This window comes from Streptomyces sp. NPDC051582 (genome assembly GCF_040681715.1).
Lineage (GTDB): Bacteria > Actinomycetota > Actinomycetes > Streptomycetales > Streptomycetaceae > Streptomyces.
Genome location: NZ_JBFAZJ010000008.1, coordinates 98,833 through 124,380, shown reverse-complemented (window position 1 = coordinate 124,380; position 25,548 = coordinate 98,833). Strand labels below are relative to the sequence as shown.

The following is a 25,548-nucleotide window of genomic DNA, read 5'->3' as shown; positions in this document are numbered from 1 at the left end:
ACGACACATGCGGCTCGGCATCAATCTCGGCTACTGGGGCGCTGGCATGGACGCCGACAACCTGGCCGTGGCCCAGGAGGCGGACCGCCTCGGCTACGACGTCTGCTGGGCGGCGGAGGCCTACGGCTCCGACGCCCCGACCGTGCTCGCCTGGGTCGCCGCCCAGACCGAGCGCATCGACGTCGGCTCCGCGATCCTGCAGATCCCGGCCCGCCAGCCCGCGATGACCGCCATGACGGCCGCCACGCTCGACTCCCTCACCAAGGGCCGCTTCCGCCTCGGCCTCGGCGTCTCCGGCCCCCAGGTCTCCGAGGGCTGGTACGGCGTCAAGTTCGACAAGCCGCTCGCCCGCACCCGCGAGTACGTGGAGATCGTCCGCAAGGCCATGTCCCGCGAGCGGCTCAGTTACGAGGGCGAGCACTGGACCCTGCCGCTGCCCGGCGGCCCCGGCAAGCCGATCAAGCTGACCGTGCACCCCGAGCGCGAGCACATCCCGCTCTACATCGCCGCCATCGGGCCCAAGAACCTGGAGCAGACCGGCGAGATCGCCGACGGCGCCCTGCTCATCTTCCCGGCCGCCGAGCACCTGGAGGCCACCGCGCTCACCCACATCCGGGCGGGCCGCGAGAAGGCCGGACTGACCATGGAGGGCTTCGACGTCTGCCCGACCGTCCCGCTGGCCGTCGGCGAGGACGTGACCGGCCTCGCCGACATGTTCCGCCCGTACACGGCCCTGTACGTCGGCGGCATGGGCAGCCGGAAGCAGAACTTCTACAACCAGCTCGCCCAGCGCATGGGCTACGAGAAGGAAGCCGCCGAGATCCAGGACAAGTACCTGGCGGGCGACAAGGCGGGCGCGGCCGCGGCCGTCCCGCACTCGCTGATCGACTCGACCACCCTGCTCGGCTCCGTCGAGCGCATCGCCGACGGGATGCGGGCCTACGCCGAGGCCGGGGTCACCACCCTCACGCTCGCCCCGGCCGGTTTCACCCTGGACGAGCGGCTCACCGCCCTGCGCGCCGGCACGGAAGCCATGGAGCGCGCCGGCCTGGCATAAGCGGGTCCCGCGATGCTCTGCGGCCGTGGTGGGGGCTCGGGGGTCTTCCCCGCCACGGCCGACACAGGCACAACGCCCGCGGCGCCCTGCGGGTTACGCCCGCGCCCCCACCCGTTCCCGTCGTTCATTCGGCCGAGCGGTGCCACCCTTCGGTTGCCGGGCCCCCGGATCGGCCGTTGACTCGATGCATGCTCTCTGCGCGCAGCCTGTTCCAGGAGATCGTCGACCACGACGACTCGTTCCAGCTGTTCTGCTCCATCGCGGCCAGCGGTGAGTCCCAGGGCGGCTGGGAGAACGCCCGGATCGCTGCCCTGGTGCCCGACGGCATGCGCGCGCTCGCGCCCAAGATCACCCGGCACGGCGCCGACGAGGACAAGCACGGCCGGATCTTCAACGCCCTGCTGCGCAAGCGCGGCCTGCCGCCCGTCCCCGTGCCGCCCGAGACCGACTACACGATGCTGCTGGAACGGCGCGGCATCGGTCTCGCGCACGAGAAGCTGCGCCGCGAAGAGCCGCTGACCGAGGAGGACATCGTCGTCTACCTCGCCCACAGCCGGGTCACCGAGCAGCGCGCCGCCGACCAGATGATCATGCTGGTGCGGCAGTTCGGTGACCACCCCGAGGTCGGCAGGGCCGTCCGCATGATCAGCCACGACGAGGACAACCACCTCGCCTACTGCCACGAGGAACTGCTCAGTCTCGTCCGTGAGGGGCACGGCCGGACCATCCAGCGGGTTCTGCGCGACAGCGCCCTCGCCGAGATCTCCATCTACCGGGACGTGAGCCTCGCCGTCATGGACCACATGGGCCGGCTGCTGCGCTGGCCCGCGCCCAAGGCGGCCGCACTGGCCGCGGGGATCCGCGGGCTGTACGCGTACGAGCGGTTCGCGGGCTGGCACCGCATGATCAGCCTGCGCCCGCCGGAGCGGCGCGATGCGCTGGGCGGCGTGCCGGTGACCACGCCCGAGTACGCCTGAGGGACGGGGGAGCCCCTACAGCCAGCCGCGGGTCTTGAACAGGCGGTGCAGGCCCAGACAGGCGCCCACCATCACCAGGATCACGACCGGATAGCCCCAGGGCTGCCGCAGCTCCCACATGTGGTCGAAGTTCATCCCGTAGATCCCCGCCACCATCGTCGGCACGGCCGCCATCGCCGCCCACGCCGAGATCTTGCGCATATCGTCGTTCTGCCGGACGCCCATCTGCGCCAGGTGCGCGGCCAGCGCGTCCGACAGCAGCCGGTCCAGGCCCTCGATGTACTCGCTCGCCTTGGTCAGGTGGTCGGCGACGTCGCGGAAGAACGGCTGCGCGTGCTCGTGGACGAAGGGCACGTTCCCGAAGGCGAGGCGGTCCATCGGCTGGAGCAGCGGGCTCGTCGCCCGGCGGAACTCCAGCACCTGCCGCTTGAAGCCGTAGATCCGGGCGGCGGTGTTCTTGGTGTCCGTCGCCTGCGGAGCGAAGACGTCGGCCTCCACCTCCTCCAGATCGGCCTGGAGCTCGGCGGCCACCTCGATGTAGTGGTCGACCACCGCGTCGGACACCGCGTACAGCACCGCCGTCGGCCCGTGCCGCAGCACCTCCGGCTCGTGCTCCAGGCGGTGGCGCACGGCGCTCAGCGGGGCCCCCTCGCCGTGCCGGACCGTGACCACGAAGGAGTCGCCGATGAAGAGCATCAGCTCCCCCGTGGTGACCGTGTCGGTGTCGTCGTCGTACATGACCGGCTTGAGGACGACGAACAGCGAGTCGTCGTACACCTCCAGCTTGGGGCGCTGGTGCGCGGTCAGCGCGTCCTCCACGGCCAGCTTGTGCAGCCCGAACTCCCTGCTGACGTGCTCGAACTCCTCCTCCGTCGGCTCGTACATGCCGACCCAGAGGAAGGCGTCACCGCTGGCCCGGGCCTCGTCGAGGGCGTTCGAGAGGTCCTCGGGCGCAGGGGAGCGGCGGCCGTCCCGGTACATGGCGCAGTCGACTATCACGGACGGCATTCTCCCCCGGCCGCCCCCGGTCCGCACGCAGCGCCCACCGCTTAGGCTTGCGTCATGGCCACGCTGATCCTCGTACGACACGGGCGGTCCACCGCCAACACCGCAGGGCTGCTCGCCGGATGGACACCGGGAGTGGCCCTTGACGAGCGCGGCGCCGAGCAGGCGGCGGCGCTGCCCGGGCGGCTCGCCGCGGTGCCGCTCGCCGCCGCCGTCAGCAGCCCCCTCCAGCGCTGCCGGGAGACCCTCGCCCCGCTGCTCGCCGCGCGCCCGGAGCTGGAGCTGCACACCGACGACCGGATCGGCGAATGCCACTACGGGGACTGGTCGAACCGCAAACTCTCCGAGCTCTCCGGCGAACCCCTGATGAAGATCGTCCAGCAGCACCCCTCGGCCGCCGCCTTCCCCGGCGGTGAGTCGATGCGCGCCATGCAGGCGCGCGCCGTGGACGCCGTACGGGAGTGGAACGCGCGGATCGAGGAGGAGCACGGGAGCGACGCCGTCTTCCTGATGTGCTCGCACGGGGACATCATCAAGTCCCTTGTCGCGGACGCCCTCGGCATGCACCTGGACCTCTTCCAGCGCATCCACGTGGACCCCTGCTCGGTCACGGCCGTCCGCTACACGCCGACACGCCCGTTCCTGCTCCGGCTCGGCGACACGGGGGACTTCGGTTCGCTCGCCCCGCGCCCGGCCCCCGCCCCGGACGCGGCGCCCGCCGGCACCGCCGACTTCGAGAGCGCGACGGAGGACGGAGGCAACGCCGTTGTCGGAGGCGGCGCGGGCGCGGCCTGATCGAAGCGCGCAGTAGGGTGGACGGGCCGAAACAACCCGCCACCGAGACTTGGAGACTGGACGTGCCCCGTCAGGTGTTCCTCTACGACCCGCCGGACCGCTTCGTGGCGGGCACGGTCGGCATGCCGGGGCGCCGTACGTTCTTCCTGCAGGCCTCGTCCGGCCCCCGCGTCACCAGCGTCTCCCTGGAGAAGACCCAGGTCGCGGCGTTGGCCGAGCGGATGGACGAGCTGCTGGACGAGGTCGTGCGGCGCACCGGGGGCAATGCCCCGGTCCCGGCCGTGGCCCCCGCCGAGGCCGCCGACACCGCGCCGCTGGACGTCCCGGTGGACGAGGAGTTCCGCGTCGGCACCATGGCCCTGGCCTGGGACGGCGAGGAACAGCGGATGATCGTCGAGGCGCAGGCGCTCGTGGAGCTCGACGCCGACTCGGAGGAGGACCTCGCCGAGGCGGAGGAGCGGCTGCTCCAGGACGAGGAGAACGGCCCGCCGATGCTGCGGGTGCGCCTCACCGGCGCCCAGGCCCGGGCGTTCGCCAAGCGGGCCCTGGACGTGGTCAACGCGGGCCGGCCGCCGTGCCCGCTGTGCAGCCTTCCGCTCGATCCCGAGGGGCACGTCTGCCCGCGCCAGAACGGCTACCGGCGCCAGGCGTGAGCGCCACGGGGGAACTTGAGGAGCTGCTCGCGCGGGGCGAGCTCACGGTCGTCGGCCGGATCCGCGAGGCGTCCAACGCCGTGCTGCTGTGCACGGTGGCGAACGGGGGCGTGAGCGCCGACTGCGTGTACAAGCCGGTCAAGGGAGAGCGCCCGCTGTGGGACTTCCCCGACGGGAACCTGGCCCAGCGCGAGGTCGCCGCCTACCTGGTCTCCGAGGCCACGGGATGGGGCCTGGTGCCGCCGACCGTGCTGCGCGACGGACCGTACGGGGAGGGCATGGTCCAGCTGTGGATCGACTCCCAGGACTCCGGGGACTCCGGGGACTCCGGGGACTCCCGGGACTCCGGGGGCGACGAGCCCGCCGGTGAGGATGCCGGCGATCCCTCCGGCCTGCTGGCCCTCGTCGAGGGCGAGGAGGCGGGGGAGGGCTGGAAGCCGGTCGCCCTCGCCGACGTCGGGGAGGGGCGCACCGCGCTGCTCGTCCACGCCGACGACCCCCGCCTGCGCCGGCTCGCCGTCCTCGACGCCGTGATCAACAACGGCGACCGCAAGGGCGGCCACCTCCTGCCCGCGCCCGACGGGCGGCTCTACGGCATCGACCACGGGGTGACCTTCCACCGCGAGGACAAGCTGCGCACCCTGCTCTGGGGCTGGGCCGGTGAACCGCTGACCGAGGAGGCGCGCGGGGTGCTCACCGCGCTGGCGGCCGAACTGGCCGACGGGGAGCCGCTGGCCACCCGGCTGGCCGAACTGATCACCGCGGTCGAGCTGGCCGCCGTACGGGCCCGGGTGGCCGATCTCCTGCGCACCGGAGTGCACCCGAGCCCTTCCGGGCAGTGGCCCGCCATCCCCTGGCCGCCGGTCTGAACAGGCCTGGCCGGGCGCAGCCCGGTCAGGCACACAACCAGCCGGACCGCAAGAGCGCCGATCAAGCCAACAGTGCAGGTCCGGTTCGTTTTCGGAACACGCGTCCGGTTAGGCTCGACACATGCATGCCTGGCCCGCTTCTGAGGTCCCCGCCCTTCCTGGCAAGGGCCGCGACCTCCAGATCCACGACACCGCGACCCAGGGGACGATCACCCTCGCCCCCGGTCCCGTCGCCCGTATCTACGTCTGCGGCATCACTCCGTACGACGCGACCCACATCGGTCACGCGGCGACCTACAACGCGTTCGACCTCGTACAGCGCGTGTGGCTCGACACCAAGCGGCAGGTCATCTACGTCCAGAACGTGACGGACGTCGACGATCCGCTCCTGGAGCGGGCGCTGCGCGACGGCCAGGACTGGACCGAGCTCGCGGAGCGCGAGACGGCCCTCTTCCGCGAGGACATGACCGCCCTGCGGATGCTGCCCCCGCAGCACTACATCGGCGCCGTCGAGGCCATACCGGGCATCGTGCCGCTGGTGGAGCGGCTGCGCGACGCCGGCGCCGCGTACGAGCTGGACGGCGACATCTACTTCTCGGTGGAGTCCGACGCCAACTTCGGCAGCGTCTCCCACCTCGACGCCGAGGCGATGCGGCTGCTGTCCGCGCAGCGCGGCGGCGACCCGGAGCGCCCGGGGAAGAAGAACCCCCTGGACCCGATGCTGTGGATGGCCGCCCGCACGGGCGAGCCGAGCTGGGACGGCGGCTCGCTGGGCCGCGGCCGGCCCGGCTGGCACATCGAATGCGTCGCCATCGCCCTGGACCACCTGGGCATGGGCTTCGACATCCAGGGCGGTGGCTCCGACCTGGTGTTCCCGCACCACGAGATGGGCGCCTCGCACGCGCAGGTGCTGACGGGCGAGTTCCCGATGGCCAAGGCGTACGTGCACGCGGGCATGGTCGCGCTGCACGGCGAGAAGATGTCGAAGTCGAAGGGCAACCTCGTCTTCGTCTCCGCGCTGCGCCGCGCCGGGGTGGACCCGGCGGCGATCCGCCTCGCGCTGCTCTCGCACCACTACCGGGCCGACTGGGAGTGGACGGACGAGGTCCTGGAGCAGGCGGTGGCCCGTCTGGAGCGCTGGCGCGCGGCCGTGTCCCGCCCGGACGGCCTGCCGGCCGACGCTCTGGTGGAGGAGGTCCGCGAGGCCCTGGCGAACGACCTGGACGCCCCTGCCGCGCTGGCGGCCGTGGACCGCTGGGCGGACGCCCAGAACGCCTCCGACGGGGACGACGAGTCCGCGCCGGGCCTGGTCTCGCGCACGGTCGACGCCCTCCTGGGCGTGGCCCTGTAAGGCGCCCCGGCCGAAACCGCCGATGCCCCCCGACCGTCCGGTCGGGGGGCATCGTGTCGTGCGGCTACGCCTGCGGCGTGTCGTCCTCGCCCGGCTCGGGGTCGGCCCCCGGCTCGGAGTCCGGCTTGCGCTTCGGCGGGCGGGTCAGACCGCTGGAGGTGTCGCGCAGGTACGAGCCGTCGCCCGGCTCGGCCGAGGGGGCCGCCGGATCGCGGCGGCGCAGGTACCGCTCGAACTCCCGGGCGATGGCGTCGCCCGAGGCCTCCGGCAGGTCCGCCGTGTCCCGCGCCTCCTCCAGCGTCTGGACGTACTCCGCCACCTCGCTGTCCTCCGCGGCCAGTTGGTCCACGCCGAGCTGCCACGCCCGCGCGTCCTCCGGGAGTTCACCCAGCGGGATCCGGATGTCGATCAGATCCTCCAGCCGGTTCAGCAGGGCCAGCGTCGCCTTCGGGTTCGGCGGCTGGGAAACGTAGTGCGGGACCGCCGCCCACAGTGACACCGCCGGGACGCCCGCGTGCGTACAGGCCTCCTGCAGGATGCCCACGATCCCCGTGGGGCCCTCGTACTTGGTCTCCTCCAGATCCATCGTCCGTGCCAGGTCCGCGTCCGAGGTGACCCCGCTGACCGGCACCGGCCGGGTGTGCGGGGTGTCCCCGAGCAGCGCGCCCAGGATCACGACCATCTCCACGCCCAACTCGTGCGCGAAGCCCAGGATCTCGTTGCAGAACGACCGCCACCGCATGGACGGTTCGATGCCCCGCACGAGCACGAGGTCGCGCGGTTTCGCGCCGCCGATCCGCACCACCGACAGCCTCGTCGTCGGCCACGTGATCTTCCGCACCCCGTTGTCCAGCCACACCGTCGGCCGGTTGACCTGGAAGTCGTAGTAGTCCTCGGCGTCCAGCGCCGCGAAGACCTCGCCCTTCCACTCCCGGTCCAGGTGCGCGACCGCACCGGAGGCCGCGTCACCCGCGTCGTTCCAGCCCTCGAACGCGGCCACCATGACCGGGTCGATCAGCTCGGGCACGCCCTCAAGCTCGATCACCCAGGTCTCCTTCCGAAGTTCCCTTGTGTACGTGGGTCAGCCTAAGCCTTGAGGGGACACCGGCCACAGCCCACGACAGAGGGGCGGTTCCCCTCGGAACCGCCCCTCTTCCCCGCCTGCGTACGAGCTATGCCTTGCGGCCCAGCATCTCCTCGACCCGCGCGCGCACGGAGTCGTCGTCGAGGCCGCGGACCGTCACCGTGGTACGGCGGCGCAGCACGTCGTCGACCGTCTCGGCCCACTCGTTGTCACGGGCGTAGGCGACCTGTGCCCAGATCTCCGGGCCGTCCGGGTGGATCCGCTCCGCCAGCGCCGGGTCCTCGTTCGCCAGGCGAGCGATGTCGAAGGCCAGCGAACCGTAGTGCGAGGCCAGGTGGCGTGCGGTGAGCGGGTCCATCCGCGTGCCCGGCTCGCGGTCCACCAGCAGGCGGTGCGCGACGGCGTTCGGGTTGGCGACACCGGGCAGCGGCACCCGGCGCACGAGCGACTTCACCGGCTCCATGTCGTCGGTGAGCGGGCTGCCGGGCAGCTTGGCCAGCTTGTCCATGACCACGCGGCCGATGTGCCGGTACGTCGTCCACTTGCCGCCGGCCACCGACAGCATGCCGCCGGCGCCCTCGGAGACGACGGTCTCGCGCTTGGCCTTCTCGACGCCGCCGGGGCCGCCGGGCAGCACGCGCAGGCCCGCGAAGGCGTACGTCATCAGCGAGCGGTCCAGGTCCGCGTCCTTCACCGAGAAGGCCGCCTCGTCCAGGATCTGCTGGATGTCGGCCTCGGTGGCGCGCACGTCCGCCGGGTCGCCCTCGTACACCTCGTCGGTGGTGCCGAGCAGCAGCTGGTCCTCCCACGGGAGGGCGAAGGTGATGCGGTACTTGTCGATCGGGGTGGCCATGGCGGCCTTCCACGGCGACTTGCGCTTCATGACGATGTGCGCGCCCTTGGAGAGGCGGATCGACGGCATCGAGTGCTTGTCTTCCATGCGCCGCAGGTGGTCCACCCACGGGCCGGTGGCGTTGAGCACGACGCGCGCGTCGACGCCGAACTCGGTGCCGTCGAGGCGGTCCTTGAGCTCGGCACCGCTGACCCGGCCGCGCGTCGTGCGCAGGCCGGTGACCTCGGCGTGGTTGAGGACGACGGCGCCCGACTCGACGGCCGCGCGGACCGTCATGACGGCGACGCGGGAGTCGTTCATCTGGTGGTCGTAGTAGACCGCGACGGCCTTGAGGTTGTCCGTCTTCAGACCCGGGTTGTCGGCGGCGGCACGGGCCGGGGATATGACCTTGCCCATGCCGTCGCCGAAGGCCGAGAGGGCGGAGTAGGCGAAGACGCCCGCGCCCAGCTTGGCCGCACCGACCGGTCCGCCCTTGTAGACCGGCAGGTAGAAGGTGAGCGGGTTGACCAGGTGCGGGGCCACGTCCTTGGCCAGCACCCGGCGCTCGTGGTGGTTCTCGGCGACCAGCTTGACCGCGCCGGTCTGCAGGTAGCGCAAGCCCCCGTGGACGAGCTTGGAGGAGGCGGAGGAGGTGGCGCCGGCGAAGTCGCCGGCGTCCACCATGGCGACCCGCAGACCCGACTGCGCGGCGTGCCAGGCCACCGAGGTGCCCAGGATTCCACCGCCGATGACCAGCAGGTCGTACGTGGCCTTCGCCAGCTGCTCACGGGTCTCGGCGCGGCTCGCGTTCGAGCCGGCGGTCGGGTGCGTACCCAGGGCGGGGACGCTCTGCAGGGTGCTCATATCTCTTAGCTCCTCGTCGATTGACTCAGCTGGTGCGTCAGCTGGCGTCTTCGTCGTCGATCCAGCCCATGGACCGCTCGACGGCCTTGAGCCAGTTCTTGTACTCGCGGTCCCGCTGTTCGGCGGGCATCCGCGGGGTCCACTCCGCCGCACGGCGCCAGTTGGCGCGCAGGGCGTCGGTGTCGGGCCAGAAGCCGACGGCCAGGCCGGCGGCGTAGGCGGCGCCGAGGCAGGTGGTCTCCGCGACCATCGGACGGACCACGGGGGCGTCCACGAAGTCGGAGAGGGTCTGCATCAGCAGGTTGTTGGAGGTCATGCCGCCGTCGACCTTGAGGGCCGCGAGCTCGACGCCCGAGTCCTTGGTCATGGCGTCGGTGATCTCGCGGGTCTGCCAGGCGGTGGCCTCCAGGACGGCACGGGCGATGTGCGCCTTGGTGACGTACCGGGTGAGGCCGGCGATCACACCGCGGGCGTCGGAGCGCCAGTACGGGGCGAACAGGCCGGAGAAGGCCGGTACGAAGTAGGCGCCGCCGTTGTCCTCGACCGAGAGCGCGAGGGTCTCGATCTCGGCCGCGGTCTTGATCATGCCCATCTGGTCGCGCATCCACTGGACGAGCGAGCCGGTGACGGCGATGGAGCCCTCCAGCGCGTAGACCGGCTTCTGGTCGCCGATCTTGTAGCCGACCGTGGTCAGCAGGCCGCTGTAGGAGTTGATGACCTTGTCGCCGGTGTTCATCAGCATGAACGTGCCGGTGCCGTAGGTGGACTTGGCCTCGCCCTCGGCGAAGCAGGTCTGGCCGAAGAGGGCGGCCTGCTGGTCACCGAGCGCCGAGGCGACGGGGACACCGGCGAGGACGCCGTCCTTGACGTGGCCGTAGACCTCGGCGGAGGACTTGATCTCGGGGAGGATGTTGGTGGGGACCTCCATCGACTCCGCGATCTTCGGGTCCCACTCCAGGGAGTGAAGGTTCATCAGCATGGTGCGCGAGGCGTTGGTGACGTCGGTGACGTGCACACCGCCCTGGGCGCCGCCGGTGAGGTTCCAGATGACCCAGGAGTCCATGGTGCCGAAGAGGATGTCGCCGGCCTCGGCGCGCTCGCGCAGGCCCTCGACGTTGTCGAGCAGCCAGCGGGCCTTGGGGCCGGCGAAGTAGCTCGCCAGCGGCAGGCCGGTCTCGCGGCGGAAGCGGTCCTGGCCGACGTTGCGGCCGAGCTCCCTGCAGAGGGCGTCGGTGCGGGTGTCCTGCCAGACCAGGGCGTTGTGCACCGGCAGGCCGGTGTTCTTGTCCCACAGGACGGTGGTCTCGCGCTGGTTGGTGATGCCGACCGCCTTGACGTCGGCGGCGGTGATCTCGGCCTTGGCGATGGCGCCGGCGACGACCTCCTGGACGTTGGTCCAGATCTCGGTGGCGTCGTGCTCGACCCAGCCCGGCTTCGGGAAGATCTGCTCGTGCTCCTTCTGGTCGACGGCGACGATGCGGCCGTCACGGTCGAAGACGATGCAGCGGGAAGAAGTGGTGCCCTGGTCGATCGCGGCGATGAAGGGGCCGGTGCTGCTGGTCATGTGGCTGCTCCTGGAAGGTCGAGGTAGGCGGAATCAGGGGCGGTGCGGATCTTGCGATACGTGCCGATGCTGATCAGGCGAACGCGAGGTTGTACAGACCTCCGGCGAGGGCGGCACCGGCGAGCGGGCCGACCACCGGGATCCAGGAGTATCCCCAGTCGGAGCCGCCCTTGTTGGGAAGCGGCAGCAGGGAGTGGACGATGCGCGGGCCGAGGTCGCGGACCGGGTTGATGGCGTAGCCGGTCGGACCGCCGAGCGAGAGGCCGATGCCGACGACGACGAAGGAGGTGATCAGGACGCCGATGACGCCGAGGCCCTTGCCGTCGTCCTGGAGGCCCTGGGTCAAGATCGCCAGGACCAGGACGGCCGTGCCGATGATCTCGGTCGCGAGGTTCTGGACGACGTTGCGGATCTCGGGGCCGGTGGAGAAGACACCGAGCACCGGACCGGCCTGGTCGTGCGGGTGCGGGTCTTCCGGGCCGAGCTTGGCGTCACGGATGTGCTCCGGGTCCGAGAGGTGCACCCGGAACTGTCCGTAGTAGGTGACCCACATCAGGACCGCGCCGAGCATGGCGCCGAGCAGCTGTCCGGCGAAGTAGACCGGAACGTCGTTCCAGCTGCCGCTCTTGATGGCCAGGCCGACGGTGACCGCCGGGTTGAGGTGCGCACCGGAGAGCGGGGCGGAGACGTAGGCGGCGATCAGAACGGCGAAACCCCAGCCGAACGTGATCGCGAGCCAGCCTGCGTTCCGGGCCTTGGAGCTCTTGAGCGTCACGGCGGCGCAGACGCCACCGCCGAGCAGGGTGAGCAGGGCGGTACCGATGGTCTCGCCGATGAAGATGTCGGAGGTGGACACCCGCGACTCCTTTGCCTTGCAGGGGTGGGCGGACACCGGGTCCCGTCCGGTGGTCCGCGCACTCGGTGAGTGCTTCACCGGTCCTTGGCCTTGCCCCACCCTAACGCGTATTGCCGGTAGGTGTTCGACAATGCCGACCGATGAACGGCAGTTTTCATCCCAGGTGAAGAACGCGTCAAGGGTTGGCCAGGCCAAAGTGTCGGATCGTTACCACTAGGTGCGATCAGCCAAACCCGGCCATCGGATGGCCGAGATATGGCGAAAAGAGGTCAGAAAGCGGCCAGGGGGTGGCTGAAAACGCCCTGAAGGGGCCTAGAACCGGCCCGCGCCGAGATCGCGTGAAACAGCACGCGCACAGTCCCGCACGGACGCCACGAGGCTCGCACGGGGCTCCCCGCCCTCCCCGCACACCCGCTCCACGGCCCCCGCGACGGCCACCGCGCCCACCGGCATCCGGCGCCGGTCGTGGATCGGCGCCGCCACCGAGGCGATGCCGTCCCAGGTCTCCTCGACGTCCGCGGCCCAGCCGCGCGCCCGGGTCAGGTCGAGGGTCTCCTCGAAGCCCGCGCCGTCGGTGACCGTCCGGGGGGTGAACGCCTCGCGCTCCGCCTCCAGTGCCTCCGTATGGGCGACCGGGTCGTACGCGGACAGCACCTTGCCCAGGGCCGTGGAGTGCAGCGGCTGCATGGCCCCCACCTCCAGCACCTGGCGGCTGTCGTCCGGACGGAACACGTGGTGCATGATCAGCACCCCGCTCTTGTGGAGCACGCCCACGTACACGCTCTCGCCGCTCGCCCGGGCCAGGTCGTCCGTCCAGACCAGCGCGCGGGCGCGCAGCTCGTGCACGTCCAGATAGCTGTTGCCCAGGCGCAGCAGCTCCGCGCCCAGCTGGTAGCGGCCCGAGGCGGGGTCCTGCTCCACGAAGCCCTCGGCCTGCAGCGTGCGCAGGATCCCGTGCGCCGTGCCCTTGGCCAGGCCCAGGGAGCTGGCCACGTCCGAGAGGCCCAGGCGGCGCTCACCGCCCGCCAGGAGTCGCAGCATCGCAGCGGCTCGTTCGAGCGACTGGATGTTCCGTGCCATCGCGCAGCCTCCTGCTGACGTAGTTCGACAATGCTGAACAGTATCGGTCCATGTCGACCTTGTGCATGGTTGGGCAACTGTTCAGGCCTCCGTCGGCCAGGACACCCCTGGCAGACCCCCGGGCACAGAATGCAGTCCGCCACGTGGGACGGCACCACCGGGTCCGGTGCCACGCGGTTACCCTGACCGCGTGCACCCTTGACACAGCGAGGGTGCAAAGCCGACAGCCGTCGCATCCCAGGGAGCACAACCATGGCCTCGTTGCCGAACCCGCCCGCTGACACCCAGACCCGGGCCGATGCCCTCCGAGAGGCACTGGCGACCCGCGTGGTCGTCGCCGACGGAGCCATGGGAACGATGCTCCAGGCGCAGGACCCCTCCATGGAGGACTTCCAGCAGCTCGAAGGCTGCAACGAGGTGCTCAACGTCACCCGCCCCGACATCGTGCGCTCCGTCCACGACGCGTACTTCGCGGTGGGCGTGGACTGCGTCGAGACCAACACCTTCGGCGCGAACTTCGCCGCCCTCGCCGAGTACGACATCCCCGAACGCAATTTCGAGCTTTCGGAGTCCGGCGCCCGCATCGCCCGCGAGGTCGCCGACGAGTACACCGCCGCCACCGGGCAGCAGCGCTGGGTCCTCGGCTCCATGGGCCCCGGCACCAAGCTGCCCACCCTCGGCCACATCGACTACGCGACGATCCGCGACGCCTACCAGGTCAACGCCGAGGGCCTGATCTCCGGCGGGGCCGACGCCCTGCTCGTCGAGACCACCCAGGACCTCCTGCAGACCAAGTCCTCCATCATCGGCGCCCGCCGCGCCATGGAGGCCCTCGGCATCTTCGTCCCGCTCATCTGCTCCGTCACCGTCGAGACCACCGGCACCATGCTGCTGGGATCCGAGATCGGAGCCGCGCTCACATCGCTGGAGCCGCTCGGCATCGACATGATCGGCCTGAACTGCGCCACCGGCCCCGCCGAGATGAGCGAGCACCTGCGCCACCTGGCCCGCAACGCGCGCATCCCGCTGTCCTGCATGCCCAACGCCGGCCTGCCCGTCCTCGGCAAGAACGGCGCGCACTACCCGCTGTCCGCCCCCGAGCTCGCCGACGCCCAGGAGACCTTCGTCCGCGAGTACGGCCTCTCCCTGGTCGGCGGCTGCTGCGGTACGACGCCGGAGCACCTGCGCCAGGTCGTCGAGCGGGTCCGCGAGCTCAGCCCGGCCGTCCGCGAGCCCCGCCCGGAGCCCGGCGCGTCCTCCCTCTACCAGACCGTCCCGTTCCGCCAGGACACCGCGTACATGGCGATCGGCGAGCGGACGAACGCCAACGGCTCCAAGAAGTTCCGCGAGGCCATGCTCGACGCCCGCTGGGACGACTGCGTCGAGATGGCCCGCGACCAGATCCGCGAGGGCGCGCACATGCTCGACCTGTGCGTGGACTACGTCGGCCGCGACGGCGTCGCCGACATGAAGGAGCTCGCCGGCCGCTTCGCCACGGCCTCCACGCTGCCGATCGTCCTGGACTCCACCGAGGTCCCCGTGATCCGGGCGGGCCTGGAGAAGCTGGGCGGCCGCGCCGTCATCAACTCGGTGAACTACGAGGACGGCGACGGCCCCGAATCCCGCTTCGCCAAGGTCACCCGCCTCGCCCGCGAGCACGGCGCCGCGCTGATCGCCCTGACCATCGACGAGGAGGGCCAGGCCCGCACCGTCGAGCACAAGGTCGCCATCGCCGAGCGCCTCATCGCCGACCTGACCGGCAACTGGGGCATCAACGAGTCGGACATCCTCATCGACACGCTGACCTTCACCATCTGCACCGGGCAGGAGGAGTCCCGGGGTGACGGCATCGCGACGATCGAGTCGATCCGCGAGCTCAAGCGCCGCCACCCGGACGTCCAGACCACGCTCGGCCTGTCCAACATCTCCTTCGGCCTGAACCCGGCCGCCCGCGTCCTGCTGAACTCGGTCTTCCTCGACGAGTGCGTCAAGGCCGGCCTGGACTCGGCGATCGTCCACGCCTCCAAGATCCTTCCCATCGCGCGCTTCGACGACGAGCAGGTCAACACCGCCCTCGACCTCATCTACGACCGCCGCGCCGAGGGGTACGACCCGCTCCAGAAGCTGATGGCCCTCTTCGAGGGCGTCAACACCAAGTCCCTCAAGGCCGGCCGCGCCGAGGAGCTCTTGGCGCTCCCGCTCGACGAGCGGCTCCAGCGCCGCATCATCGACGGCGAGAAGAACGGCCTGGAGGCCGACCTCGACGAGGCGCTCCAGGACCGCCCGGCCCTCGACATCGTCAACGACACCCTCCTGGAGGGCATGAAGGTCGTCGGCGAGCTGTTCGGCTCCGGCCAGATGCAGCTGCCGTTCGTGCTCCAGTCCGCCGAGGTCATGAAGACCGCGGTCGCCTACCTCGAACCGCACATGGAGAAGACCGACGACGAGGGCAAGGGCACCATCGTGCTCGCCACCGTCCGCGGCGACGTCCACGACATCGGCAAGAACCTCGTCGACATCATCCTCACCAACAACGGCTACAACGTCGTCAACATCGGCATCAAGCAGCCGGTCTCCGCGATCCTCGAAGCCGCGCAGGAACACAAGGCCGACGTCATCGGCATGTCCGGCCTCCTCGTGAAGTCGACCGTGATCATGAAGGAGAACCTGGAGGAGCTCAACCAGCGCAAGCTGGCGGCCGACTACCCGGTGATCCTCGGCGGCGCCGCCCTCACCCGCGCCTACGTCGAACAGGACCTCCACGAGATCTACGAGGGCGAGGTCCGCTACGCCCGCGACGCCTTCGAGGGCCTGCGCCTGATGGACGCCCTGATCGCCGTCAAGCGCGGAGTCCCCGGGGCCTCCCTGCCCGAGCTCAAGCAGCGACGCGTCGCCAAGCGCGACACGCCCGTCCTCCAGGTGGACGAACCGGAGGACAAGGGCGGCCGCTCCGACGTCGCCGTCGACAACCCCGTCCCCACCCCGCCGTTCTGGGGCACCCGCGTGGTCAAGGGCATCCCGCTCAAGGACTACGCCTCCTGGCTCGACGAGGGTGCGCTGTTCAAGGGCCAGTGGGGCCTCAAGCAGGCCCGCGCCGGCGGGGCCACGTACGAGGAGCTCGTCGAGAGCGAGGGCCGTCCGCGGCTGCGCGGCCTCCTCGACAAGCTGCACACCGAGAACCTGCTCGAAGCCGCGGTGGTCTACGGGTACTTCCCCTGCGTGTCCAAGGGCGAGGACCTGATCATCCTCGACGACGACGGCAACGAGCGGACCCGCTTCACCTTCCCGCGCCAGCGCCGCGGCCGGCGCCTGTGCCTCGCCGACTTCTTCCGCCCGGAGGAGTCCGGCGAGACCGACGTGGTCGGCCTCCAGGTGGTCACGGTCGGGTCGAAGATCGGCGAGGCCACGGCCAAGCTCTTCGAATCCGACTCCTACCGCGAGTACCTGGAGCTGCACGGCCTGTCGGTGCAGCTCGCCGAAGCCATGGCCGAGTACTGGCACGCCCGCGTCCGCGCCGAGCTCGGCTTCGGCGGCGAGGACCCGGCGGCCGTCGAGGACATGTTCGACCTGAAGTACCGCGGCGCCCGCTTCTCGCTGGGCTACGGGGCCTGCCCCGACCTGGAGGACCGCGCCAAGATCGCCGACCTCCTCCAGCCGGAGCGGATCGGCGTCCACCTCTCCGAGGAGTTCCAGCTCCACCCGGAGCAGTCCACCGACGCGATCGTCATCCACCACCCCGAAGCGAAGTATTTCAACGCACGCTGACGCGGACCGACGTACACTTGTCGGTCCCATACAGGCCGGTCGCCTGTTCCCCGGGGGAATGCCCATGGGGAAGAGGCGGCCGGCCTTCTCGTCCCCTGAGAGAGGTGTGTGCCGGATGACCAGCACCGTTCCCGCGCCCGTCGCCCGTACGGCCGACGGGCATGCCCTGCAGGCGGTGCTGCTGGACATGGACGGCACCCTCGTCGACACCGAGGGTTTCTGGTGGGAGATCGAGGTCGACGTCTTCGCCGAGCTCGGCCACCGCCTGGAGGAGGCCTGGCGCGACGTCGTCGTCGGCGGGCCGATGACCCGCTCCGCCGCCTTCCTCATCGAGTCCACCGGCGCCGCCATCACCCTTTCGGAGCTGAGCGTCCTGCTCAACGAGCGCTTCGAGGCGCGGATCGCCGATCAGGTGCCGATGATGCCCGGCGCCGAGCGGCTGCTGGCCGAGCTGGCCCGGCACAACGTGCCCACCGCCCTCGTCTCCGCCTCGCACCGCCGCGTCATCGACCGGGTGCTGCGCTCCCTGGGCCCCGAGCGGTTCGCGCTGAGCGTGGCCGGCGACGAGGTGGCCCGCACCAAGCCGCACCCCGACCCCTACCTGCTCGCCGCCCGCACCCTCGGCGCCCACCCCTCGCGCTGCGCGGTCATCGAGGACACCGCGACGGGGGTGGCCTCCGCCGAGGCGGCCGGCTGCCGGGTCGTGGCCGTGCCCTCCGTCGGGGTCATCGCGCCCGCCCCGGGCCGTACGGTCGTCCGCTCGCTGGAGGACGTGGACCTTCCGTTCCTGCGCTCCCTCATCACTCCGATGAACTGATCGCGTACGCTCAGTGCCGAACGGAATCGCGGTGTGACCGAGGTCCCACGGAAGGATCTTCCGTTCCATGGCCTGGAGGCTGAAATTCCATCCTTTCCGTGGCAGTTGGGTCGGGTGACCTTTGTCACCCGACCGGCCCCCGACGCACCTGTCCGGAGGCCTGGAAACCTGCCCTTGTGTCCGGATTGATCAGCTCCTGACCGAATCTGAGGCGACCGGCACATAAACAGCCAGTCCGCACCCATCACCGTGCGATTACGCCCCAACTCCTGCCAGTTCAAGCCATCCCCTCCCAGACCACTAATGTCGACGCGGGCACTACGCCGCACCTCTGCTGTCCCGGACGCACACCCATGTGCCGGAACCGCGTGGACCGATCGTCACAACACCGGCCCGATCGTTCCGCCCTGAACGGGCGACCGCCGCGAAGTGCCCTTTACGCCGCTTTGAGCAAGTGCCGGTCAAGGGAGTACTTCCAGCATGAACCGCAAGACCCTGGTGCTGACGGCCGCGGCCGGACTGCTCACCCCCACGCTCGCCGCCTGCGGCAGCACGAGCGGAGGCGCAGCCGGATCCGGAGTGATCGTCGTCGGAACCACCGACCGGTTCGAGGCGGCCGACTACGCCCCCGCACCGTTCGACCCGGCCTACGCGTACGACGCCGGCGCCTGGAACGTCCTGCGGCAGACCGTCCAGACGCTGATGCACACCCCCCGCGGCGGCGGCCAGCCCGTCCCCGAAGCGGCCTCCGACTGCCGCTTCACCGACGCCGGCAACGAGAGCTACCGCTGCACCCTGCGCCCCGGCCTCAAATTCGCGAGCGGCGAGCCCCTCACGGCCAAGGACGTCAAGTACTCCATCGACCGCGTCCTCGCCATCAAGGACGAGAACGGCCCCTCCTCGCTGCTCTCCACCCTCGACACCGTCGAGGCGAAGTCCGCCGACACCGTCGTCTTCCACCTGAAGACCCCGGACGCGACCTTCCCGTACAAGCTCTCCACCCCCGCCACCGGCATCGTCAGCGAGAAGAACTACGACGCCAAGAAGCTCCGCGAGGGCTTCGCCGTCGACGGATCCGGCCCCTACACGATGAAGGCCGAGGTCAAGGACAACCACCTCGTCCGCGCCGTCTTCAGCAAGAACCCGAACTACAAGGGCGACTTGAAGCTGCAGAACGACAAGGTCGAACTGCGCACCTTCGACGACTCCGCGGCCATGGGCAGGGCCCTGACCGCCGGAACCGTCCACATGGTCTCCCGCACCCTGTCGCCCGCCCAGATCACCGAGTTCGCCGCCAAGCCGCCCAAGGGCGTCAAGCTCGTCCCGATGCCCGGCCTGGAAATCCGCTACATCGGCTTCAACACCGATGCCCCCGGCGTCAAGGACAAGGCCGTACGCCAGGCCCTCGCCGCCGCCGTCGACCGCAACGCGATCATCGACAAGGTCTACGGCAAGGCCGCACAGCCGCTGTACTCCCTGGTCCCCTCCTCGGTCCCCGGCCACGTCAACGCCTTCTTCAACAAGTACGGCGAAGCCAACACCGCCAAGGCCGCCGACCTGCTGAAGACCGCCGGGATCAAGACCCCGGTCAAGCTGACGCTGAACTACACCAAGGACCACTACGGCGACGGCACGGCCACCGAGTTCGAAACCCTCAAGAACCAGCTGAACTCCACCCAGCTGTTCGACGTCACCGTCCAGGGCTCCGACTGGTCCGACTTCCGGCCCGCGCAGAAGAAGGGCGACTACGCCGCCTACGGGCTCGGCTGGTTCCCCGACTACCCGGACGCCGACAACTTCCTCGCCCCGTTCCTGGAGCAGGACAACTTCCTGGGCACGCCGTACGCCAACACCGCGGTGCGCACCAAGCTCATCCCCGAATCCCGGCGTGCCGTCGACCGCAACGTCGCCGCCCCCGCGATCACGGAGATGCAGGACATCGTCGCCGAGGACGTGCCCGTCCTGCCCCTGTGGCAGGGCAAGCAGTACGTCGCCGCACGCGACGGGATCACCGGAGTGGAGTGGTCGGTCAACGCCATCTCCGACCTCCAGCTGTGGGAACTCGGCCGGGGCGTCAGCGGCTGACACCGGCAGTACCGGCAGGACCGGCGGCGGGTGTCGCAGGCCGGCGAAAACGAAACAGTTCGACTGACTGTGAAGGACGTTCGCGTGATGAGACGTAACCAGTGGCTTGCGGCCCCGCTCGGCGCGGCCACCGCTGCCGCACTGCTCAGCGGTTGCGGTTCGACCGGCAGCTCCACCGCCGACGGCGGCGGCAAGGGCGTGGTCATGGGCATATCCGACAAGGTGCGGTCCACCGACCCCGCCTCCGGTTACGACGCCGGCTCCTGGCTGCTCTTCAACAACGTCTTCCAGTCCCTGCTGGCCTTCCCCAAGGGCGGCGGCACCACGCCGGAGCCCGACGCCGCGCAGAGCTGCAACTTCGAGGGCGGCGACAGCAAGCTCTACAAGTGCGTCCTGCGCACCGGCCTGAAGTTCAGCAACGGCCACCCGCTCACCTCCAAGGACGTCAAGTACTCCTTCGAGCGCACGCTGAAGATCAACGACGACAACGGCCCCGCCGTGATGCTCGCGTCGATCGCCGGCATCGACACCCCCGACGACAAGACCGTCGTCTTCCGCCTCAAGACCTCCGACGCGACCTTCCCCAGCAAGATCGCCTCCGGCGCCGGCTCCATCGTCGACCACAGCGAGTACCCCGCGGACAAGCTGCGCACCGACGACAAGGCGATCGGCTCCGGCGTCTACAAGCTGGACTCCTTCAACGAGAAGAGCGCCGGCTTCTCCGTCAACGAGAACTACAGCGGCAAGGCCAAGGCCAAGAACACCGGCGTCACGCTCAAGTTCTTCAACGGCGACCAGGCCGGCCTGAAGAAGGTCCTGGAAGGCGGCGACGTCGACTTCGCCTTCCGCGGCCTCGCCGCCAAGGACATCGCCGCCCTGTCCTCCACCAAGACCGGAGACCACAAGGTCGAGGTCGTCCAGGGCACCGGCGCCGAAGTCGAGCACCTCGTCTTCAACATGAACGACCCCGTCGCCGGAAAGCTCCCGATCCGCAAGGCCATCGCCTACCTCGTCGACCGCGAAGCGATCGTCAAGGAGGTCTACGACGGCACGACGACCGCCCTCTACTCGATCGTCCCGGCCGGCATCGCCTCCCACAACACCGCCTTCTTCGACCGCTACGGCGGCACCCCCCAGCCGAAGAAGGCCGAGGCCGTCCTGCGCGCCGCCGGCATCAAGGACAAGGTGAAGATCACCCTGTACTCGACGACGACGCGCAACGGCCCCTCCACCGACCAGCAGTTCCAGCTCATCGCCAAGCAGCTCAACGAGAGCGGACTCTTCGAGGCCGACGTCAAGTCCGTCGAGTACACGCAGTACGAGAAGGACGTCCAGGACGGCAAGTACGGCGTCTACGTCAAGGGCTGGGTCCCCGACTACCCCGACGCCGACAGCTTCACCCAGCCGTTCTTCGGCCCGGACAACGTCGTGCACAACAACTACGACAACAAGGAGATCAGCGGGACGATCATCCCGTCGACCTCCGCGAAGTCCGACCGCACCGCGGCCAACACCGACTACAACCGCCTCCAGGACATCGTCGCCGACGAGATCCCGCTGCTCCCGCTCTGGCAGAGCAAGCAGTACGCCGTCACCCGCCAGAACGTGACCGGCCTGCAGTGGTCCCTGGACGCCTCCACCGTCTTCCGCTTCTGGGAGATCAGCAAGGGCTGACCCGACCCGCAACGGCGAAGGGGCCGGCGGCCGCGCAACGCGGCCACCGGCCCCTTCGGCCGTTCCCGGCGGCGCTACGCCCCGGCCCCCGGCCGCACCAGACCGCTCTCGTACGCGTACACCGCCGCCTGCACCCGGTCGCGCAGACCCAGCTTCGTCAGCACGTGCCCCACATGCGTCTTCACCGTCGTCTCGCTGACGAACAGGTCCGCCGCGATCTCCGCGTTCGACAGGCCGCGCGCCACCAGCTTCAGCACCTCGACCTCCCGCTCCGTCAGCGTGCCCAGCGTGTCCGGCAGGCTCTCCTCACCCGACGGCAGATGGCCCGCGTACTTGTCCAGCAGCCGCCGCGTGATGCTCGGCGCCAGCATCGCCTCGCCGCCCGCCACCACCCGGATCGCCTGCACCAGCTCCACGGCCGGCGCGTCCTTCAGCAGGAACCCGCTCGCCCCCGCCCGCAGCGCCTCCACCACGTACTCGTCCAGATCGAACGTGGTCAGCACCAGCACCTTCGCCGGACCGTCCCGGCCCGGACCCGTGATCTGCCGGGTGGCCTCCACCCCGTCCATCCGCGGCATCCGGATGTCCATCAGCACCACGTCGGGCTGCAGCGCCCGCACCTGCTCCAGGGCCTGCAGACCGTCCCCGGCCTCGCCGACGACCGCCAAGTCCTGTTCGGCCTCCAGGATCATCCGGAAACCGGTGCGCAGCAGCGGCTGGTCGTCGACCAGTAGGACGCGGATCGCCACGGTGGGGTACCTCGTATTCGTACAGCGGCATCGACGGACGCCGCCCATTCTGCCCTGATCGGCCCCTCAGGATTCCCCGGCCCCGGCCCCGGGCCCAGCCTCAGGCCCGGCCCCGGCCCCGGCCTCGGGCGCGGCCGCGGGCCTCGGGACGATCACCAGCGGATACACCGGGGGAGTCCCGCCGAACTCCGGACACACCGCCCGGTGATCGCACCAGCCGCACAGCTTCGTCGGCCGCGGCCGCCACTCACCCGTCTCCGTCGCCTCCTTGATCGCCTCCCACAGCGCCAGCAGCTTGCGCTCCACCCGCTCCAGATCCGCGACCACCGGGTCGTACGTCAACACGTCCCCACTGCCCAGGTACACCAGCTGCAACCGCCGCGGCACGACCTGCTTCAGCCGCCACACCACCAGCGCGTAGAACTTCATCTGGAACAGCGCACCCTCGGCGTACTCCGGCCGCGGCGCCTTGCCCGTCTTGTAGTCGACGATCCGCACCTCGCCCGACGCGGCCACGTCCACCCGGTCGATGATCCCGCGCAGCCGCAGCCCCGACTCCAGCTCCGTCTCCACGAAGAACTCCCGCTCCACCGGCTCCAGCCGCGTCGGGTCCTCCAGCGTGAACCACCGCTCCACCAGCGCCTCGGCCTCCGTCAGCCAACGCGCCAGCCCCGCCCCCTCGTCCGCCTCGGGAAACAGCTCCACCAGCTCCGGCCTCGACTCCAGCAACCGGTCCCACTGACCCGGGATCAACGCCTTCGCCCGCGGCGCGGTCCGCTCCACCGCCGGATGATCGAAGAGCCGCTCCAGCACCGCGTGCACCAACGTGCCCCGCGTCGCCGCCGCACTCGGCTTCTCCGGCAGCTTGTCGATCACCCGGAACCGGTACAGCAGCGGGCACTGCATGAAATCGCTCGCCCGCGAAGGGGAGAGCGAGGAAGGCGCCACGGCGCGCGGCGCCGCATCCGCATCTGCTGTACCGGGAACCGGACCGGGACTCGTCGTCATGGACAAAACCCTACGACCCGCCGCCGACAGCGCGCGCATACCATCGACGCCGAGCCCCATCGCACTGCATGATCGGAGCATCACACCACGCCACCACGGACCCCACCCCGCACCGAACGTGCACCTGCACCACACTGAGAGAACCGCCGGCCGCAACCCGCCGGACAGCACCGAACGAAGGACAGCCGTGGCAGACACCGACGAAACCGGCGAGCGCGCAGACAAGCGCTCCGGACCGGGCGGCGGCATCCTCATGGGCCGCCCCTTCGGCGTGCCCGTCTACGTCTCGCCCAGCTGGTTCCTCGTCGCCGCCCTCATCACCTGGGTCTTCGGCGACCAGCTCGACCGCGTCCTACCCGACCTCGGCCCAGCCCGCTACCTCGTCTCCCTCTTCTTCGCCGTCGCCTTCTACGCCTCCGTCCTCGTCCACGAACTCGCCCACACCGTCGCCGCGCTCCGCTTCAAACTGCCCGTGCGCCGGATCCAGCTCCAGTTCTTCGGCGGAGTCTCCGAGATCGAGAAGGAGTCCGAGACCCCCGGCCGCGAATTCGTCCTCGCCTTCGTCGGCCCCCTCCTCTCACTCCTCCTCGCCGGCGCCTTCTACCTCGGCATGGAACTCGTCGACCCGGCCAGCGTCCCCGGAGTCCTGCTCGCCGGCCTGATGATCTCCAACCTGCTCGTCGCCGCCTTCAACCTGCTCCCCGGCCTCCCGCTCGACGGCGGCCGCATGCTCCGCGCCGTCATCTGGGGCATCACCGGCAAACCCATGACCGGCACCGTCGCCGCCGCCTGGGTCGGCCGCGCCCTCGCCGTCACCGTCCTCATCGGACTCCCGATGATCACCCACACGGGCATCCTCGGCGCGGGCACCGACGACATCGGCGGCATGAACACCGTCATGGACGCCCTGCTCGCCGCGATCCTCGCCGCCATCATCTGGACCGGCGCCGGCAACAGCCTGCGCATGGCCCGCCTGCGCGAGCACCTCCCCGAACTGCGCGCACGCACCCTCACCCGGCGCGCCGTCCCCGTGGAGAACGCCACCCCCCTCTCCGAGGCCCTGCGCCGCGCCAACGCCCACGGCGCCCGCGCCATCGTCGTCGTCGACGGCCACGGCGACCCGCTCTCCATCGTCCGCGAGAGCGCCATCGCCTCCGTCCCCGAACACCGCCGCCCCTGGGTCGCCGTCAGCACCCTCGCCCAGGAACTCGGCGACGGAATGAAGATCTCCGCCGAACTCTCCGGCGAGGAACTCCTCGACCACCTCCGCGCCACCCCCGCCACCGAGTACCTCGTCCTCGAACCCTCCGGCGAGATCTACGGCGTCCTGTCCACCCTCGACGTCGAGAAGGCCTTCGTGAAGGCCATGGCGCGGCCCCAGTCCTGAAGCCAATACACTGGTCACATGTCCGAACCGACCGGTGCCGCCCGCCGACGCGGGCCCTTCGAGGTCGGGGACCAGGTTCAGCTCACCGACCCCAAGGGCCGCCACTACACGTTCACGCTCGAAGCAGGGAAGAATTTCCACACCCACAAGGGTTCCTTCCCGCACGACGAGCTGATCGGCTCCCCCGAAGGAAGCGTCGTCCGTACCACGGGCAACGTCGCCTACCTCGCGCTGCGTCCCCTGCTCCCCGACTATGTCCTGTCCATGCCCCGCGGCGCCGCCGTGGTCTACCCCAAGGACGCGGGCCAGATCCTGGCCTTCGCCGACATCTTCCCCGGCGCCCGCGTCGTGGAAGCGGGAGTGGGCTCCGGCTCCCTGAGCAGCTTCCTGCTGCGCGCCATCGGCGACCAGGGCATGCTCCACAGCTACGAGCGCCGCGCGGACTTCGCCGAGATCGCCACCGCCAACGTCGAGCGCTACTTCGGCGGCCCCCACCCCGCGTGGCAGCTGACCGTCGGCGACCTCCAGGACAACCTGTCCGACACCGACGTCGACCGCGTCATCCTCGACATGCTCGCCCCCTGGGAGTGCCTGGAGGCCGTCTCCAAGGCGCTGGTGCCCGGCGGCATCCTGTGCTGCTACGTGGCCACCACCACCCAGCTCTCCAAGACCGTCGAGTCCATCCGCGAGATCGGCTGCTTCGCCGAGCCGCAGCCCTGGGAATCGATGATCCGCAACTGGCACGTCGAGGGCCTCGCAGTCCGCCCCGACCACCGGATGATCGGCCACACCGGCTTCCTCGTCACCGCCCGCCGCCTCGCCGACGGCGTCGAGCCGCCCATGCGGCGCCGCCGCCCCGCCAAGGGCGCCTACGGCGAGGACTACGACGGACCCGGCAGCGACCGCTCCGCCTAGACGCGACGGGGCCACCCGGCCCACCCAACACCGAGGCGCTGTGGCGCAGTTCCCCGCACGATCCGGGAACTGCGCCACAGCGCCTTTTCGTTGTCCCACCAGCGACCCCCCATACCGGCCCCAGCCGACACGGACCCGGCCGTTCCGCCCCGGTGTGAGGT

The 25,548-nt window shown here is 70.4% G+C and carries 20 protein-coding genes; 12 read left to right on the top strand and 8 right to left on the bottom strand.

Annotated elements, in window-relative coordinates; translation table 11 throughout:
* The first annotated feature begins 7 nt into the window (after positions 1 to 7).
* Positions 8 to 1,057, top strand: a complete 1,050-nt coding sequence (locus AB0M92_RS13480; protein WP_366102272.1) for an LLM class F420-dependent oxidoreductase — start codon at positions 8 to 10, stop codon at positions 1,055 to 1,057.
* Positions 1,058 to 1,245: 188 nt separating this feature from the next.
* Positions 1,246 to 2,034, top strand: a complete 789-nt coding sequence (locus tag AB0M92_RS13475) for a ferritin-like domain-containing protein (RefSeq protein ID WP_366102271.1) — start codon at positions 1,246 to 1,248, stop codon at positions 2,032 to 2,034.
* Positions 2,035 to 2,049: 15 nt separating this feature from the next.
* Here the strand turns inward: AB0M92_RS13475 and AB0M92_RS13470 are convergent, their stop codons facing one another.
* Positions 2,050 to 3,042, bottom strand: coding sequence for a magnesium and cobalt transport protein CorA (locus AB0M92_RS13470; RefSeq protein WP_366102270.1), 993 nt, complete (start codon positions 3,040 to 3,042; stop codon positions 2,050 to 2,052).
* 54 nt (positions 3,043 to 3,096) lie between these two features.
* Here AB0M92_RS13470 and AB0M92_RS13465 point away from each other — a divergent pair, with 54 nt between their 5' ends.
* From AB0M92_RS13465 to mshC, 4 genes are all read left to right on the top strand, one after another.
* A complete protein-coding gene (locus tag AB0M92_RS13465; RefSeq protein WP_366102269.1) occupies positions 3,097 to 3,834 on the top strand; it encodes a histidine phosphatase family protein in 738 nt (245 codons plus the stop codon).
* A gap of 62 nt (positions 3,835 to 3,896) precedes the next feature.
* Positions 3,897 to 4,487, top strand: a complete 591-nt coding sequence (locus AB0M92_RS13460; protein WP_366102268.1) for a DUF3090 domain-containing protein — start codon at positions 3,897 to 3,899, stop codon at positions 4,485 to 4,487.
* Positions 4,451 to 5,356: an SCO1664 family protein gene (locus AB0M92_RS13455; RefSeq protein ID WP_366102378.1), complete on the top strand. Its 906-nt coding sequence runs from the start codon at positions 4,451 to 4,453 to the stop codon at positions 5,354 to 5,356. The genes AB0M92_RS13460 and AB0M92_RS13455 overlap by 37 nt, the downstream gene beginning before the upstream one ends.
* Positions 5,357 to 5,477: 121 nt before the next feature.
* Positions 5,478 to 6,707 carry a cysteine--1-D-myo-inosityl 2-amino-2-deoxy-alpha-D-glucopyranoside ligase gene (gene mshC, locus AB0M92_RS13450; protein ID WP_366102267.1) on the top strand — a complete coding sequence of 410 codons (1,230 nt, stop codon included), beginning with the start codon at positions 5,478 to 5,480 and terminating at the stop codon, positions 6,705 to 6,707.
* A 64-nt stretch (positions 6,708 to 6,771) separates the two neighbouring features.
* Here the strand turns inward: mshC and AB0M92_RS13445 are convergent, their stop codons facing one another.
* From AB0M92_RS13445 to AB0M92_RS13425, 5 genes are all read right to left on the bottom strand, one after another.
* The gene (locus AB0M92_RS13445) at positions 6,772 to 7,752 is read right to left on the bottom strand and encodes a PAC2 family protein (protein WP_366102266.1); all 981 of its coding nucleotides are present in this window, start codon (positions 7,750 to 7,752) and stop codon (positions 6,772 to 6,774) included.
* A gap of 127 nt (positions 7,753 to 7,879) precedes the next feature.
* Positions 7,880 to 9,487, bottom strand: coding sequence for a glycerol-3-phosphate dehydrogenase/oxidase (locus tag AB0M92_RS13440; RefSeq protein WP_366102265.1), 1,608 nt, complete (start codon positions 9,485 to 9,487; stop codon positions 7,880 to 7,882).
* 37 nt (positions 9,488 to 9,524) lie between these two features.
* A complete protein-coding gene (gene glpK / locus AB0M92_RS13435) occupies positions 9,525 to 11,051 on the bottom strand; it encodes a glycerol kinase GlpK (protein WP_366102264.1) in 1,527 nt (508 codons plus the stop codon).
* A gap of 73 nt (positions 11,052 to 11,124) precedes the next feature.
* Complete coding sequence (locus AB0M92_RS13430) at positions 11,125 to 11,907, bottom strand: MIP/aquaporin family protein (RefSeq protein ID WP_366102263.1); 783 nt, start codon at positions 11,905 to 11,907, stop codon at positions 11,125 to 11,127.
* A gap of 312 nt (positions 11,908 to 12,219) precedes the next feature.
* The gene (locus AB0M92_RS13425; protein WP_366102262.1) at positions 12,220 to 12,987 is read right to left on the bottom strand and encodes an IclR family transcriptional regulator; all 768 of its coding nucleotides are present in this window, start codon (positions 12,985 to 12,987) and stop codon (positions 12,220 to 12,222) included.
* A gap of 252 nt (positions 12,988 to 13,239) precedes the next feature.
* Between AB0M92_RS13425 and metH the strand changes: the two genes are divergently transcribed.
* The 4 genes from metH to AB0M92_RS13405 all read left to right on the top strand — a co-directional run bounded on the left by metH (position 13,240) and on the right by AB0M92_RS13405 (position 21,328).
* A complete protein-coding gene (gene metH, locus AB0M92_RS13420) occupies positions 13,240 to 16,752 on the top strand; it encodes a methionine synthase (RefSeq protein ID WP_366102261.1) in 3,513 nt (1,170 codons plus the stop codon).
* Between the two features lie 115 nt (positions 16,753 to 16,867).
* Positions 16,868 to 17,569, top strand: a complete 702-nt coding sequence (locus tag AB0M92_RS13415) for an HAD family phosphatase (RefSeq protein WP_366102260.1) — start codon at positions 16,868 to 16,870, stop codon at positions 17,567 to 17,569.
* 480 nt (positions 17,570 to 18,049) lie between these two features.
* Positions 18,050 to 19,654, top strand: coding sequence for an ABC transporter substrate-binding protein (locus AB0M92_RS13410; protein WP_366102259.1), 1,605 nt, complete (start codon positions 18,050 to 18,052; stop codon positions 19,652 to 19,654).
* Positions 19,655 to 19,741: 87 nt separating this feature from the next.
* Entirely contained in the window at positions 19,742 to 21,328 is a 1,587-nt protein-coding gene (locus tag AB0M92_RS13405; RefSeq protein WP_366102258.1) for an ABC transporter substrate-binding protein, read from the top strand.
* Positions 21,329 to 21,402: 74 nt separating this feature from the next.
* On the opposite strand, the gene AB0M92_RS13400 is transcribed toward AB0M92_RS13405, so the two are convergent.
* Positions 21,403 to 22,077 carry a response regulator transcription factor gene (locus AB0M92_RS13400; protein WP_366102257.1) on the bottom strand — a complete coding sequence of 225 codons (675 nt, stop codon included), beginning with the start codon at positions 22,075 to 22,077 and terminating at the stop codon, positions 21,403 to 21,405.
* Positions 22,078 to 22,143: 66 nt separating this feature from the next.
* Positions 22,144 to 23,085 carry a PD-(D/E)XK nuclease family protein gene (locus AB0M92_RS13395; RefSeq protein ID WP_366102256.1) on the bottom strand — a complete coding sequence of 314 codons (942 nt, stop codon included), beginning with the start codon at positions 23,083 to 23,085 and terminating at the stop codon, positions 22,144 to 22,146.
* On the opposite strand from AB0M92_RS13395, the gene AB0M92_RS13390 reads away from it, so the two are divergent.
* Together AB0M92_RS13390 and AB0M92_RS13385 are read left to right on the top strand one after the other, a co-directional pair.
* The gene (locus AB0M92_RS13390) at positions 22,982 to 24,472 is read left to right on the top strand and encodes a site-2 protease family protein (RefSeq protein WP_366102255.1); all 1,491 of its coding nucleotides are present in this window, start codon (positions 22,982 to 22,984) and stop codon (positions 24,470 to 24,472) included. The genes AB0M92_RS13395 and AB0M92_RS13390 overlap by 104 nt on opposite strands.
* Positions 24,473 to 24,490: 18 nt before the next feature.
* Positions 24,491 to 25,387, top strand: a complete 897-nt coding sequence (locus AB0M92_RS13385) for a tRNA (adenine-N1)-methyltransferase (protein WP_030157179.1) — start codon at positions 24,491 to 24,493, stop codon at positions 25,385 to 25,387.
* Positions 25,388 to 25,548 lie beyond the last annotated feature (161 nt).